Origin of the sequence: Microbacterium sp. Y-01, assembly GCF_003856715.1 — a bacterium.
Taxonomy (GTDB): Bacteria; Actinomycetota; Actinomycetes; order Actinomycetales; family Microbacteriaceae; genus Microbacterium; species Microbacterium algeriense.
On record NZ_CP024170.1, the window covers coordinates 275,347 to 289,663 of the forward strand.

Consider the following 14,317-nt stretch of genomic DNA (forward strand, 5'->3'; position numbering starts at 1 on the left):
GAAGTCCCCTTCGGCCACCTGGAAGCCGGCCAGCCCGCGAGACCGCCACATCTCGACCACGCTGCGGCGATCGTCGACCACACGATCACGGTGAAGTGCGGTTCTATGTGGGCGTCTCAAGATCGGATTCCGGAATACAACGCCTGACGGACGCCAAACTCCTGGAATCTGGGTCCGCATTGTGCGAGCGTTCAGGTCGAAGCACACAAGGGCGGGTCCGCACGGAGAATCTTGAGGAGTTCCGCATGAAGCGAGCACAACAATCACGCACGTCATACCTCGCCCTGGGCGCCTTTGTGGCTGGAGCGTTGATGCTCGCGGTGGTCAACCCCGCTTACGGTGACGACCAGGGTCCCCTTGATGCGCTTGAGGGCGCGGACCAAACTTCCGTTGAAAGCGCAGTCGATATGCCGGTGACTCGTGAAGGCCTGGCTGGGACGCTCGGGGGCATATCGTTGTCGGTCCCCGCCGACCCAGCGCGCGGGGTGTCCGTCGCGGTGGGGACCGGCGAGATCGCGATTGGGCTGCCGTTCGCGAGCGCGGCGAGCGACGGAGTCTCTGAGGCACCAGGGACGATGACGTTCGACAACAACAATGGAACAGACACGGTGGCCGTCGTCCAAGATACCGGGCGGCTCCAGGTGGCGACCGTCTTGAACGACTCTTCCGCGCCAACTTCGTATGAGTATCCGATTGACTTGCCGGCCGGCGCCTCGTTGCTGCCTTCCGGCGAGGGAATCGATGTGGTGGAGAACGCCACTGGAGAAGTTCTCGGTGCGTTCGCTGATCCATGGGCTCGAGATGCGGACGGTCGTATGGTTCCGACAAGATACGAGATCAAGGGTTCGAGCGTTGTCCAGGTTGTCGAACATCAGAGCGCAGACTACGCATACCCCGTGGTCGCTGATCCGACGTACACGACGTCTGTGATCTACCTGAGCCGCACCCAGGTCACCAGCATGTACAAGGGTCTGAAGAACCTCAACAACATTTGCGGGCTATTCCCGATCCCCTATCCAGCGAGCATCACATGCGCTGGGCTTGCGCCGTCGGCAGAAGTCGAGAAAGCATACTGGCAGAAGCTGCGGATCAAGGTGACGTACTACAACTGCGGCTTCAACTACTGCAGCTACACGACCTTCAAAGCAGTCAAGTAGGACGGGAGGCAATTATGCGCATCAAGGAACCTTCAGCGCAGGTGGGGTACCTGCTTGTCGTTGTGATCGTCATCACGCTCGTCCTTGTTCCCCTGAGTATCGCGAGCTTCGATCTCGGATTCGTCTGGGCGGTCGTGGCGCTCGTTGCTGCCGTGGTCGTGGCGGCCAGAACGTTTCGTGGCCGGGGAGAGCCGGACAGTCGCCGACCCTGGTGGAAAATGACCAACACGCGTAGCACGAGCGTCGCGCTCACCCTGCTCTTCCTCTTTCAGGCGATGTACGCGTCTGTCGCAGCGTCGCAGTCACCGAATCCACCTCTCGTGCTCGTCGGCGGGGTGGCGTTGTTCATCGTTGCGGCCTTCTATCTGAACTCGGCGATCAGAATGGGGGCGGACTCGCGGTCGGCGTAGCGCTTGCGGGCGGTTGGGGGGATCATCGCCGCTTCGGTCAATCCGCGCGCTCGTCTCGCGACCGCGCAACTAGGCTTCGAGCGACCCGCTACGCCCTGCCTCTATCCGCCCATCCGTGAACCGTGCCTGTGCCCGGTCGTGACGCTTGCCGACAGGGACGAGATCCGTGGCCTTCGGCAACCCCATCGGCTTCGTCGACACGTACACACTCTCGGCGGTGTCGACGCGGAAGGTCTCGTGCCAGACGCCCACCGCTCCCGGAGCCTTGCGGGCTGCGCGGTTGAAGGCGGTCCAGGCGGGGCGGTGTTGCTGGTTCGGGCTGGATGCGTAGGCGTAGAGCTTGTCGACGGACGACCAGTACTGCACGACGTACGGGCCGCCCGAGCCGAAGAGCAGGTGGTAGCCGAGCATGCCCGAGTCGGGGTCGGTGCTGAGCTCGCGCAGCATCCCCGGCATGGCGAGGAAGGCCGGCATCCACAGGTCGGGGCGCCACCAGCGGTTGATCTGCATCCCGATGTGGAACACGACGAGTTCGCCCTCATGGTGGTGGGTCATGCGGCCCGTGATGACTTTCGACATGGTGACTCCTCGGTTGGATAGTCTCACTATCCATATTGGATAGCGCTACTATCGAAGTCAAGAGGTGGCCATGAGAATTTCCGAACTGTCAGCCCAGACCGGCGTGTCCGTGCCGACGATCAAGTACTACTTGCGCGAGGGGTTGCTGCCCGAGGGCGAGCGGACGGCCGCGACTCAGGCCGCGTACGGCGAGAAGCACGTGGAGCGGCTGCGCGTGATCCGGGCGCTGCTTGACGCGGGCGTGAGCATCGCCGAGACGCGGCGGGTGCTCGGGGCGCTGGATGATCCGCCGGCGAGTGCGCACGAGCTGCTGGGGGCGGCGCATGCGGCGATCACTCCGGCGGTGGATGAGTCCTTGGATTTGGCGGACGCTGAGGCGCTTGTCGCGGAGCTCGGGTGGAAGCCGGGGATGTGCGACGAGGCGGTGCTGTATGCGGTCGCACGAGCGATGCAGGGGTTGGAGCGCGTCGGGTTCACCGTGCCGGATACGGCGATGGTGGAGTACCTCGCGAGTGCGCGGCGGATCGCAGATGCGGAGATCGCGGGGGTGCCGGGGGAGTCAGCGGAAGCGGCGGTGCGGTACGTGGTGCTGGGGTCGGTGCTGGTGGAGCCGTTGTTGTTGGCGTTGCGGCGGGTGGCTCAGCAGGTGAGCTCGGGGGAGCGGTTTGGCCGACAACGCGCATAGGTGCGACAGCCTGTTCACGTTCATCCGGCGATGGAGCCACCACGCACCCGGACGCTTGCTCGCGTGGAGACAAAGGCGCCCGTGCTGGTGTCCAAACGCCAGGATGGTCGCCGGGATTCGGCGCTGGTCGCGCTCTTGAGCTCTGAGAGTACTCGTGGTGGGGAGGCCGGTTCTGGCCTCGCAGCGCACGCTACGTACAATCCAGACCAGTCAATCGTCCTCAGAATCTACCGCTGTGGCAGCTCCGAGATCACGCGTGCCCACATGAAGAGGTGTCCGTAGAGTTCGGAAGCGCGGCGGACAATGCGTTCGGGCGCGACCAAGGAAGAGAGGCTCTCGCGAAACTCCTGAGCGTCTGCAGTCAGCCGGGCGATGGTTTCATCGGCGCTCAGCCCACCCCACTCGCGGATCTCGCGATCACGAACCAGCACCGAGTGTTTCATCAACGCGTGATAATCGAGTGCCGCTGGCGAGTTCTCGCCGCACTCGCGACAGTCGCATACGATCAGATCCGGGAACTGGGACCAGATTATTTCAGCAAGATCAACGGCGACGTAACGGTGCAGTCGCGGAACGTAGTACCGAGCGGGCGGGGCGCCGGAGGAAGGCAGCTCAACCCAGTCGCGAGACTCGCCAAATCCGATTCCGTGCGAGGACCCAGCCAGGCCGTAACTGCCGAGGAGGACGGAGAAGAACCCCCCGTAGAGAGCGAACACTGATTGGCCTCTGTCGGAAGATTCAGAAATGGCTAAGCCATACGTTAGCAGGTCCGACTCTGAGGATTGGTTGAGTTCGTCAAGCCCGCTGACCCAGGCAACGATCTGAGTCTCGTCGATCCGCGGAGCTAGCTGCCTCCACAATGTCGCACTTGAAGTTGCCAAGACGCGGCGAAGCGAGACATCAGTATCAACCGAACTTGCGTGTGCTTTAGAGGCAGCCCACAAGCGTTCCGAAACGTCAAACCAACCATCGCCTGGTGCGGACGCGATCGTATAGGGTGGCATGATAAACGCCGGCTTCTGGCGATCATCCGAGAAGATAGTCTCGTTCAACCGCGACGCATATTTGTCAAAGGTTTTTGTTTTCACATCGTCAAAACCAACGTTGAATTCAATCCATCGTTGAGCGATCCGTTCAACCAAATCATCGTCGAAGTCGCTGGGGGCGGGCGCTCGATCGGATCGTATTAACGATGGTGATCCCAGAAGGTCCGCAAGCATATAGTGAGACTTCTTCGGCTGTGACAGCAGATTCTGGAACAAGGGAAATCGCGAATCGATCACATAAGGCTCGGCTCGAGCGGACAGTGTGAGCACAAAACCCCGCGTCCCATCGGCTTGGAATGCCGCAATAGTTCCGGGAACCACTAAGCCGTCGAAATGCGTAGCGAGCTCTCGCATTGTCGCCTGATCAGTAGAACCGTAACTGACGTAGTGCTGAAATGGGCCGGGCATACCGTTCCGTTCTAAGCCGGGAGTAACTCGAACTCATTGAGGCGATGTTGGATGCGCCTCGCTGTGACGCGACTGCTTGCCGCAACTAGTTCAGGTTTCACGATTATTTCAGGGGAGCCCCCCGTGAGCACGATAACACCGACCCCGAACCGTCGAGCTTCGGTGATATTTGCGGGCCGAGGACGCGCATTGATAACGATCCAGGACCTATCGAAGTGGCCTCTGTTATACACCGCTTGCTCGAGTACCCGACCGAACGAGCCGATCTTAAACTCGTACGCGGACGTTGATCCTGATCGAGTACTCGTAACGAGGTCCACGCGACGGCCATGTAGCGGGAACTCGCGAACGATCTTGGAGTCTTGTCTGAGCCATCGACGCCCGTAGAGCCAGTCGACGACGATCGGGATCATCCGAGCTTCCCCTGGGCCAGCGAAATCTGCGTGATCAGCCTGAAACTGCATCATCTGTTGTCACCACGCCTTCACTTGAATGTTCGATCGCTGACTGTATCTTGGCATCGAGCACGGCATACGCCGAGATCAGAACCACACCAAAGAGGGCGACTGCGAGCGTCGCCCAAGAAAGAAGTTGCCACAATCCAATATTCGGATTGAAGAAGAAGTAGGCGAACAGTGAGGCTGACGTCATTACAGTAAATGTGATACACGAATACTTTAGTACGCTGCACACGCGCAGGAGACGTTGGAACCGCGATCGTAGTCGGTGGCGCTCCGTCATAATCTTGATGGATCGACGTGCGGGTGGCCCAACTGTGCTTGGGTCCGCAATAACGGAGTATGGGTCGAACCTGCCGCTCGGAAGTATCAAGTCGATCTCTACACGGAGAGTTCGGAGTGCTTCAAGAATACGTTCAGCGAGGCCCTCATGTGCGAGGTCGACCGATGCCTTTAAGCGAGAGTAGGTCTTTCCCCGAATGTGCAGTCCGGCCCAAAGCATCGGAATCGACAGTGCGAAAACCACGGCTCCGAGTGCGCCCCATGCGGGGTCCGGTGTGCTTGCTGGACTGGCCGCCATATAATTCACGACTTCGGTCCAAGTACGTCATCTCTAATCTTCGACTTGGTGGTGAATGACTCATATCGTGTGTAAACGTAGCGAATAAGCTGCCTCAGGGGTATAAACGCAAACTGACGCTTGAAAGTAGCTATCTCTTGGAGTGCAGAGGGAGCGAGTTCCGATTTGAGCGCTTCATAATATCGCCAACCGCGTTCCGTTAGTTGAAAGTCGCGAGTGGTGTACGGGTCTCTGACGTCGCTAATGTTGTTACGTCTCTCCCAGGTGTCGGCGTCATCTTCTGCTGGTGAATCTGAGTCGAGAACGATTCCAGCGGCGGCCAGCATATCTACGGATTGATATACCTTTTGCGAAAATGGTCCGAAGTTGTAAGCTTCGAAATTCGCGTCCTCGCTGAGCCAATCCTTTTTAGCTCGCGTTTCTCTTTCTAACAAGAAGATTAGTTTCTCTAGGCGTGTCACGCCGCGGATTTCTCCGGGCTTCGCCCCAGGGACCGGAGCCCCAAGCAATAGCACAATGGCGTCGTCGATTTCGAACTTGCTAGGCATGGTTACCTCCACATCTCCGGCCTGTTCGACGCTGACCCGATGGCTGGGCTGGGATGCGGTGATGACGCACCCCGCCGACGACACCAGCCTAGGCCTAGCCTCGGACCTTCTCGTCCTCGCGCTTCGAGTCTCTCATCTGTGGGTTGAGCGCGACATGAGGCCCCGCAGGCGCACGCGAAGCGGCGCGTCACACACGTAGACGTACGTTCCGCGCATTCCGCGCGTCAAGAGCACTCCGTAGATGTTCCGGATGAACGTCAGCAGGTCATCGTCTCCGAACGCATCCTTCAGGTGCCCGGTGTTCTCCTTGCCCTTCTTGTCCCGATAGCTCTCGCGATCCGCGACGACCCGCCCCGTCGCCGGGTCGAGGCGGAGGTCCGGCCCGATGATGACACCGGCATAGTTCAGGTCGTACCCCTGAACGGTGTGGATGGAGCCAACCTCTTCGAGTGACCCTTTCGAGTTGATCCAGTCCTTGTCGGTGCGGTTCCATCGCATCCGCTCGCCATCGAGTTCGATGTCGAAGGCATCCGGGTCCTTCTTCGACACCCAATCCCACGCATAGCCTGCGACGAGGCGCGAAAGACCGACCTCAGCATCCTTCCGCCGGATGGCGTCGCGCATCTCTCCGAGGTTGTCGAAGAGGCGGAGCTCATACTCGCCGAGGTCAGGGAGCGACGGCGCTTCATCCCGCAGGACGGCGCGCACGAACTCGACATAGTTTGCGCCGGCATGCACGCGCATCTGGGTCGTCAGCCGGAAAAAGCGGTGAGCGTCCTTCGCTCCGACGATCTCTGTATTAAGTGTCGCCGGAGAAAGATCATGAGGTCGCACACTCTGCTCCCCATCGACGAGCAGGAGTTGATGCTTGCTCCGAGCCTTGATCCAGTCGAGCTGGGTGTAGCGAGGATCATCGCTTCCGAACAGAGCCTTGTTGATCTCGCGGAACTTCTTGTTCTGCACCCCCGACGCCTGATTGGCTCGCTGCCCGAGTCGGTGGGTCTCGTCGACTAGCACGAGGTCGTAAGCCTCGTCCGATTCACCGAGCTGGAACGGCGAAATCACCATCGCAGCATCGAGCTTGGGCGTCTTCTTGAAGACCTTCTTCACCGACATCCGCAGAGACTGCTGTGGGATCACGAGCGCCATGCGAAGTGTCTTGAGCAGCTCGCGATTCTCGGGGACGAAGAACTCCGAGAACATCGAGTCCGGTTCCACCCCGTCGCGGTCGTCGTAGTCGCGGATGTCGGCGAGCAACTTCATCAGGAAGATCGCGATGATCGTCTTCCCTGTTCCCGGGTTGCCCTGCACAACGAGTGTGGACCGAGCCCCGGGATCCTGGAGGTCTTCGAGCAGACCCTCCAGGATGTCCATGATCGCGATGCCCTGGTCGTCGGTCAGCGCTTTGAAGGGCGAGAGCTTGAACAGGTCGGAATTCTCGATTTGCGGGATGCTGCGCGAGAAGAGTCCCTCTGCTCGCAGGGCCTCGAACACGTCACGGAAAGATTCGCGGTAGAGGGCGCGGTCGTAGTACTGAGCATCTGTCAGACCGTCATTGCCATTGAGGATTCGGTATTGGCCGTCGCCCGAGAACCAGCGAATGAGATGCGATTCAAGATCGAGACAGACTGACTTGTTGAACGTGTGATCCACGACGACGCGGATCGATTCAAGGGACTCGTTCTTCTTCGGACCGGCAAGGTGCTGACGCATCCGTGTAGCGGCGCTCACCGTCTCACCTACGTAGAGCCCTGGCGAACTGCGTTGGGCGTCGCCTTCGATCACATAGACAACCGGCCAGTTGGTGTGGCGGGTGTCGTCACGCGCCCACGTATCAACAGCGTCACGACGGAAAGGGAGGCGCTGGATGCTGAAATCTGTCACTCCGGCGCCTCGGAAAGCTTGGTGTACTTCGTCATGCGGCCCTTGGCCAGCTCCACCGGATACTTCGCCTTCGTCGACTCCAACTTCTTCATGACGATCTCGTCGAGGTCAACGCCGATCTTGTTCGCGAGGTGGATGCAGTAGGTGACAACATCTGCGAGCTCCGCTTCGACCTGTTCTTGGTCGACGTCAGCGGACCACTGGAAGCACTCGAGGAGCTCGCCGGCCTCGATCGAGATGCTCTTGGCGAGATTCTCAGCCGAGTGGAACTGGTCCCAGTCCCGCTCGGCCACGAAGGCGCGAAGGGCGGCGAGAGTCTGCGGCGACGGCATAATGCGACGCTAGCAGGGTCATAGGAGGTGCTCCGAGGACACTCCCTGTTAGCTTGCTCTCGGAGGCATGGTGAGCGAGAGCCGCGTTATCGAGGTCGTTGCAGCTGTCATCGAGCGTGATGGCGTGATCCTTGCGTGCCGCCGCCGACCCGAGAAGGCCGCTGGGGGGAAATGGGAGTTCCCGGGAGGCAAACTCGAACGGGGTGAGACGCACGGCGAGGCGTTGGTGCGAGAAATACGCGAAGAACTCAGCGCCTCCATTGAAGTCACCGCCCCGCTCCGCACGGACGACACCATTGTCGGCGAAAGCATCATCCGTCTTACCTGCCTTCACGCCAGGTTGCTCGGAGAGCCGCCGACGCAGAGCCTCGATCATGATGAACTGCGCTGGGTTCGTCGTAGTGATCTGCCGGATCTCGATTGGGCCGCCCCCGACCTACCATCTGTCGCGGAGCTTGCGGCCGGATCGCCTACTCGATGATCAAGAACCCCTGGTCGTCGCGGACGATCAGGAGGATTCCCAACTCAGCCAACAAGGCCTCGAGATGAGCGATCGGTCGGCTGGGAAGCAAGATGACGGGAACTGCAGGCCTGCCGGACTCCCGAGCCAGCCGCGAGTAGTCGAGGACTTGCCCAATCGCGGTGCGAACGTATTCACGGGCGGGCGACTTCTTCGCTTCGACGACCCAGCCTGACTCTGAGACGTAGAGATCGGGCTCGATCGTGGCTCCTGCGGAGTTCAGGCGAAGGCGCTGAGGAGTTTCACCGCGGGACTCGATCCATTGGCCGAAGTCTCTTTGCAACTCGAACTCGATTCGGGAGACGACTCGCTCAGCGGGGATGAGTGGGGCTCCGACGACGTACGACGACGACTCGGGAGGTGCCCAAGATGAGGCCTGCGCGATTTCCGCGAGGGGCGCGGATGGCGCATCGAGTGCTTCCACATCGGCGTCAACAGGCACGAGCTTGAAGATGATTCCCTCGCGAGGGTTCCCGTCGGAGTCCGGGATTGTCTTGATGCTGAACGCTGGCTCACCAGTGGTGAACTCCCCCACGTAGGTGACGTAGGTGCCCTGTTTGGTGAACAGGCGGATGGGGCGGCCATTTTCGGCGGCGTCTCGAAGCGCAGTGTTCCCGCGGGCGAATACTTGCGGACCGTACTGACCTTCGCCCGTGTATAGAAATGAACCGTCTCCCTGCAGCCCTTCAAAGGTGTCGTACCCGTGCCTCGCTCCGCTTTCCGGGCTAGTGATGACGAGTATGTCGGGAATTAACTTGGGCGTGATGATCCCGCCCTGCTCTTGACCCTTGTATGCAGCGTGCAACTCTCGCCGCAGCACGGTGTCGCCGATCTCCAATGTCCAGACTATCGGGTCGGTGGGTCGGAACTGCGGATCGAACTGAGCCCGCACCGCGTCAGCCTGACTGTCCTCGAGTTCCCATCGATTGAGGCCTTCAGGCAGCCTGCCATATTGCTCCCGAAGGAAGGCGCGGATGCGCTTCTGGTTGACGTTCAGTTCGAGCGAGAGTCGGGCCGGCGTCGTAGAGCTCACGCGACGCAGCATATCGATATGCAGCATCGCACATGCTTCACCCCAAGGTCCGCTATCGTCTGGACTAAAGCGTGTTCAAGGACGAACGGAGTAACGGTGGAGTTTTCAGAGCGTCTCGATTCCCTCGCAACGAAGGTGAAGAACCAGGCGACGGCGATCGGGACCGAGGAGGCGACGAAGAATGCGTTCGTCATGCCGTTCATCTCGACGATTCTTGGCTACGACGTCTTCGACCCGCTGGAGGTCGTCCCTGAATTCACGGCAGACGTGGGGACCAAGAAGGGCGAGAAGATTGACTACGCCATCATGCGCGACAGCGAGGTTCAGATCCTCATCGAGTGCAAGCCGTCGATGGGTTCGCTCAAGATCGAGCACGCTTCCCAGCTCTTCCGCTACTTCGCCGTCACCAACGCGCGCATCGCTGTTCTGACGAACGGCGTTGTCTGGCACTTCTACACAGACCTCGATGCTCCCAACCGGATGGATGCCAAGCCGTTCCTCGTCCTTGACTTGCTCGACATCGATGAGACGCTGATCCCCGAGATTCAGAAGTTGAGCAAGGAGAGTTTCGACCTCGACTCGATCATCAGCGCGGCCGAGGAGCTCAAGTACATCGGCGCCCTCAAGCGAGAGATCGCGAGCCAGTTCCGCGAGCCGACGGACGAGTGGATCAAGTTCTTCGCGACGCGTGTCTACGACGGCTCGTACACACAGAAGGTGCGGCAGCAGTTCACGGGGCTGGTCGGCAAGGCTGCGCACCAGTTCCTGAACGAGCGCGTGAATGATCGCCTGAAGACCGCTCTCGGCGTGAGCGGAATCACGCACACTTCGGACCCGTCGCCGGCGACAAGTGCAGAAGTTGCGCAAGCAGATCTCAATCGCGATACCGAGATTGAGACCACTCTCGAAGAGCTCGAGGGATACCAGATCGTGAAGGCGATCGCCTGTGGCGAGGTCAAGCCACAGCGCGTCACTCACCGCGATGCGAAGAGCTACTTCGCCGTGCTGCTCGATGACAACAACCGGAAGCCTGTGGCACGTCTTCACTTCAACGGGAAGCAGAAGTACCTGGGACTGTTGGACGAGGACAAGGTCGAGACGCGGCACGCGATCGAAGAGCTCGATGAGATCTATTCGTACGCCGATGGAATCCGCGAGGCGGTTCGCAGGTACAAGGACTAACGCAAGAAGCGGGCACCGTCCCGTTTCACGCGGGCGTGCGGTTACGGGCATAGTTGTTTGCGCCCGCACGACGCTTGGTGCCAGGGCAACCAAGTTCGTGCGACCTGCCCGAAAGACGTTCAGTTGAATCCCATGAATAACTCCGTCACATCCGTGCCGGCCTTCTGCGCAACCTTGATCGACAAGAGATGGCCCCGCACATGCGCTGACCAGCGTGACGCCTCCCTCACCTGGTCGGGGCTCATCTCACGCACCCACTTCAGCGCATAGGTCCGCGAATCCAACACGAGAAGCGTTGCCACATCGAAGTCGAACGAACGAAAGACCGAGAACGCGGCACGGAGACGTCGAAGCGCTCACACTACGAGCCTTGACCTGAATCGTGCGGCCTTCGTCGGTCGTCAGGTCGTACGACTTCGCCGAGTTCTGGGCCAGCGACCCGCCCTACACGCTCAGCGCCATGTGCTCGGCATAGTCACCAAGAGGTGCGTTTCCGGTGCGCACCACTCCGCGAACGCGAAGCTCGGCGAGGATCTGCGCGTACTGGTTTAGCAGCTCCGGTGTGGGGCGGTCGGCGAAAGCGCGCGGGGGACGCCCAGGGACGTGCTCGATCGCGTTAAGAACCTCGGCCTCGCTCAAGGGCCAGCCTTTCGCGCCGCGCGGCAGAGGACCGTGGAGGTTCTTGAGCACCGCTCGAATTTCTCCGACCGGCACATCGAATCGAGAAGCGAGGGACTTGGCCGTGGCGATCACACGGTCACCCTACCGATGGGGGTACCGGCGACGGCTCTCCGCAATTTCGTGAACTTACTCGAACCCGCCCGTCAGCCGCCCGTGCGTCGTCGCGCTCGAGTCATTCATCCCGACGATCTCCACCGTCTTCCCCAACGCCTGATACTTCGTCTCAATCGCATCCAATGCCGCAACAGTCGACGCATCCCACACATGCGAGCCCGACAGGTCAACGACAACGCGATCCGGATCCTCCGTATACGAGAACAACGTCGTCAGATCATTGCTTGACGCGAAGAACAACTCCCCCTCCACGACATACGTCACACGACCACCGTCCGGAGACACCACCCGCGACACCGAAACGAAGTGCGCCACCCGCCGCACGAACAGCACCGACGCGACCAGCACCCCACCGACAACCCCGACCGCCAGGTTGTGCGTCACCAGCACCAACAAAACGGTCGCCACCATCACGAACGTCTCGCTCTTCGGCATCCGCTTCAGCGTCGACGGACGCACGCTGTGCCAGTCGAACGCGCCGATCGCCACCATGATCATCACGGCCACGAGCGCAGCCATTGGAATCGTCCCGACAAAGTCCCCGAACACCACGACCAGCAGGAACAGGAAGATCCCGGCGCAGAACGTCGAGATGCGGGTCCGCGCGCCCGACGCCTTCACGTTGATCATGGTCTGACCGATCACCGCGCAGCCACCCATGCCGCCGAACAATCCGGACAGGACGTTCGCGACGCCCTGCCCCCACGATTCACGCGTCTTGTTCGAGTGGGTGTCTGTGATCTCGTCGACGAGCTTCGCGGTGAGCAGCGACTCCATGAGCCCGACCAGCGCCACCCCGAGCGCGAACGGCGCGATGATCGTGAACGTCTCCCACGTCAACGGAACGTCCGGGATGAACAGCGATGGCAGACTCTTCGGCAGCTCGCCCTGATCACCAACGGTCGGCACAGTGATCCCGAACGCGAGCACCACGCCCGTCACGATGATCACCGACACGAGCGGTGCCGGCACGATCTTGGTGATCTTCGGCATCACCAACATCACGACGATGCCGAGCGCCACCAGCGGATACACCAGCCACGGCACATCGATCAGCTGCGGGAACTGCGAGCTGAACACGAAGATCGCCAGCGCGTTCACGAACCCGACCATGACGCTGCGGGGGATGAACCGCATCAGCTTCGCGACGCCGAGCACCCCGAGGATCACCTGGAAGATGCCGGCGAGGATGACCGTGGCGATGAAGTAGTCGAGCCCGTAGGTCGGGGCGACGGGCGCGATGACCAGCGCCACGGCTCCGGTCGCCGCCGTCACCATCGCCGGTCGCCCGCCGAGGAACGCGATCGACACCGCCATGATGAACGACGAGAACAGCCCCACCTTCGGGTCGACGCCCGCGATCATCGAGAACGCGATCGCCTCGGGGATGAGCGCGAGGCCGACGACGAGTCCGGCCAGCACCTCGCGGGTCAGCATCCGCGGACTTTTCAGCGCGGTCAGGACAGAGGGGTTCGCCCGATAGCGGGCACGATCATCGACCGTCGTTGCAGACATGGAGCTCCAGGGGAAGGCGCCTCAGAGAAAGAGGCAGACGCTCCAGCGTAGGACGGACACGCTTCGGTCGCAGGCGATCCCGTCACCGTCGCGGTCGAGGTCGTACACATCCGGCCCGACGGCCTGGGCGCCTCAGAGCGAAGGTTCGACCGCTGCGAGAACGGACGCCGGCAGTGCGGCGGAGGTCCACCTCTACGATGACGCGGATCCGATCGACGCCACTGCCTGGACAGCCGTCCCTCTTCCCTCACGCCGAGCACTGAGCCATCATGAAGACGACCCCTACAGAGGAGATCACCTTGTCGCTTCCGCACACCTCGTCGGAGACCATTGCGGTCGCAGGCTCAGGCCTCCCCGGAGTGAAGATCATCGCGGAGATCCGCCGCCTTCTGATCGTCGCCGTGGTCGCCGCTCTGGTGTACCCCACTCTGATGGTCGCGAGTCGGGGCTACTGTCCCGGTGGCATCGATGGCAGCGGTGGCTTCATCGATGCGTCGGGGCAGCCGGTGGATGAGGCTCCCCTGTGCGTCCAGCTGACCCTCGGTCCCAGCCCCCTGGTCTACGTGGGTCTCGCCGCCATCGTCCTGCTCGCACTGGGCCGCGTGATGAAGGCGAGCGACCAACACGGTGCCCTCAAGGATCTGAACCGCGCAGCGATCGGAGTGGGGGCCCTCGTGGCTGTCGCGATCGTCGTGTCACACGTCTGGTTCTTCCTGATCCCCATGGAGGGATTCACCTCCGGCTCATGGACGGTCTTCAGTCCCTTCCCTTTCGGCAACATCGACGTCACGACCACACCGCTGACCACCGAGTGAAGCCCGAGCCGAGACGGATGAGCGGCGCACTCGGCCCGCAACCGACTGCGACACGCCCGGCGGTCAGCCCTGATTTGCCGGATCCCCAGAACCCACGTAACTTATTACTTGTTCGCCCCAAACGGTTGAGCGGAGGTCCTCGGACCGGCTCCCGTCAAGCAGCTAACACCTCCCGAATCCCACACACTCACTGAGTGAACAGGATGAAGGATGCTGATCCGCTCCCACGGTCAGGCCGAAGAAATTCGGACTTGACAACGGCGGCGAGATCGGTAAGATAGAGAAGTTGCCCTGCGGGCCTGGTTGTGATGACTGGGTCGTGGGAGCATCCGATCCTTGAGAACTCAACAGCGTGCACTTGTCAAATGCC

Annotated in this window: 15 protein-coding genes; 6 read left to right on the plus strand and 9 right to left on the minus strand. The window is 61.0% G+C overall.

The features are described from left to right. Positions 1-245: 245 nt before the first annotated feature. A complete protein-coding gene (locus tag CSX12_RS01300) occupies positions 246-1,157 on the plus strand; it encodes a hypothetical protein (RefSeq protein WP_124894587.1) in 912 nt (303 codons plus the stop codon). A 14-nt stretch (positions 1,158-1,171) separates the two neighbouring features. After that, positions 1,172-1,567, plus strand: coding sequence for a hypothetical protein (locus tag CSX12_RS01305; RefSeq protein WP_124894588.1), 396 nt, complete (start codon positions 1,172-1,174; stop codon positions 1,565-1,567). Positions 1,568-1,636: 69 nt separating this feature from the next. Here CSX12_RS01305 and CSX12_RS01310 read toward each other — a convergent pair whose 3' ends face one another. Continuing rightward, positions 1,637-2,146: a DUF4188 domain-containing protein gene (locus CSX12_RS01310; RefSeq protein WP_124894589.1), complete on the minus strand. Its 510-nt coding sequence runs from the start codon at positions 2,144-2,146 to the stop codon at positions 1,637-1,639. Positions 2,147-2,216: 70 nt separating this feature from the next. Between CSX12_RS01310 and CSX12_RS01315 the strand changes: the two genes are divergently transcribed. Beyond that, on the plus strand, positions 2,217-2,831 hold the full coding sequence (locus tag CSX12_RS01315; RefSeq protein WP_124894590.1) for a MerR family transcriptional regulator: 615 nt from the start codon (positions 2,217-2,219) through the stop codon (positions 2,829-2,831). Between the two features lie 227 nt (positions 2,832-3,058). Here the strand turns inward: CSX12_RS01315 and CSX12_RS01320 are convergent, their stop codons facing one another. The 5 genes from CSX12_RS01320 to CSX12_RS01340 form a co-directional block, all read right to left on the minus strand. Next, complete coding sequence (locus tag CSX12_RS01320) at positions 3,059-4,051, minus strand: hypothetical protein (RefSeq protein ID WP_206427117.1); 993 nt, start codon at positions 4,049-4,051, stop codon at positions 3,059-3,061. 681 nt (positions 4,052-4,732) lie between these two features. Beyond that, a complete protein-coding gene (locus CSX12_RS01325; protein ID WP_124894592.1) occupies positions 4,733-4,936 on the minus strand; it encodes a hypothetical protein in 204 nt (67 codons plus the stop codon). A 392-nt stretch (positions 4,937-5,328) separates the two neighbouring features. Next, complete coding sequence (locus CSX12_RS01330) at positions 5,329-5,871, minus strand: hypothetical protein (protein WP_124894593.1); 543 nt, start codon at positions 5,869-5,871, stop codon at positions 5,329-5,331. A gap of 132 nt (positions 5,872-6,003) precedes the next feature. Beyond that, positions 6,004-7,755 carry a DUF2075 domain-containing protein gene (locus CSX12_RS01335; protein WP_124894594.1) on the minus strand — a complete coding sequence of 584 codons (1,752 nt, stop codon included), beginning with the start codon at positions 7,753-7,755 and terminating at the stop codon, positions 6,004-6,006. Further along, entirely contained in the window at positions 7,752-8,087 is a 336-nt protein-coding gene (locus CSX12_RS01340; protein ID WP_017202929.1) for a nucleotide pyrophosphohydrolase, read from the minus strand. Before CSX12_RS01340 ends, CSX12_RS01335 begins: the two co-directional genes overlap by 4 nt. Before the next feature lie 70 nt (positions 8,088-8,157). Here CSX12_RS01340 and CSX12_RS01345 point away from each other — a divergent pair, with 70 nt between their 5' ends. Further along, the gene (locus CSX12_RS01345) at positions 8,158-8,568 is read left to right on the plus strand and encodes a (deoxy)nucleoside triphosphate pyrophosphohydrolase (protein ID WP_241160530.1); all 411 of its coding nucleotides are present in this window, start codon (positions 8,158-8,160) and stop codon (positions 8,566-8,568) included. On the opposite strand, the gene CSX12_RS01350 is transcribed toward CSX12_RS01345, so the two are convergent. Further along, complete coding sequence (locus tag CSX12_RS01350; protein ID WP_124894595.1) at positions 8,558-9,667, minus strand: hypothetical protein; 1,110 nt, start codon at positions 9,665-9,667, stop codon at positions 8,558-8,560. The two genes, CSX12_RS01345 and CSX12_RS01350, sit on opposite strands and share 11 nt — an antisense overlap. A 69-nt stretch (positions 9,668-9,736) precedes the next feature. On the opposite strand from CSX12_RS01350, the gene CSX12_RS01355 reads away from it, so the two are divergent. Beyond that, positions 9,737-10,822, plus strand: a complete 1,086-nt coding sequence (locus CSX12_RS01355; RefSeq protein ID WP_124894596.1) for a type I restriction endonuclease — start codon at positions 9,737-9,739, stop codon at positions 10,820-10,822. Between the two features lie 444 nt (positions 10,823-11,266). On the opposite strand, the gene CSX12_RS01360 is transcribed toward CSX12_RS01355, so the two are convergent. Together CSX12_RS01360 and CSX12_RS01365 are read right to left on the minus strand one after the other, a co-directional pair. Then, entirely contained in the window at positions 11,267-11,575 is a 309-nt protein-coding gene (locus CSX12_RS01360; RefSeq protein ID WP_124894597.1) for a hypothetical protein, read from the minus strand. Between the two features lie 54 nt (positions 11,576-11,629). Continuing rightward, complete coding sequence (locus CSX12_RS01365; RefSeq protein WP_124894598.1) at positions 11,630-13,132, minus strand: SulP family inorganic anion transporter; 1,503 nt, start codon at positions 13,130-13,132, stop codon at positions 11,630-11,632. 269 nt (positions 13,133-13,401) lie between these two features. Here CSX12_RS01365 and CSX12_RS01370 point away from each other — a divergent pair, with 269 nt between their 5' ends. Next, entirely contained in the window at positions 13,402-13,947 is a 546-nt protein-coding gene (locus CSX12_RS01370) for a hypothetical protein (protein ID WP_241160531.1), read from the plus strand. Positions 13,948-14,317: the final 370 nt, after the last annotated feature.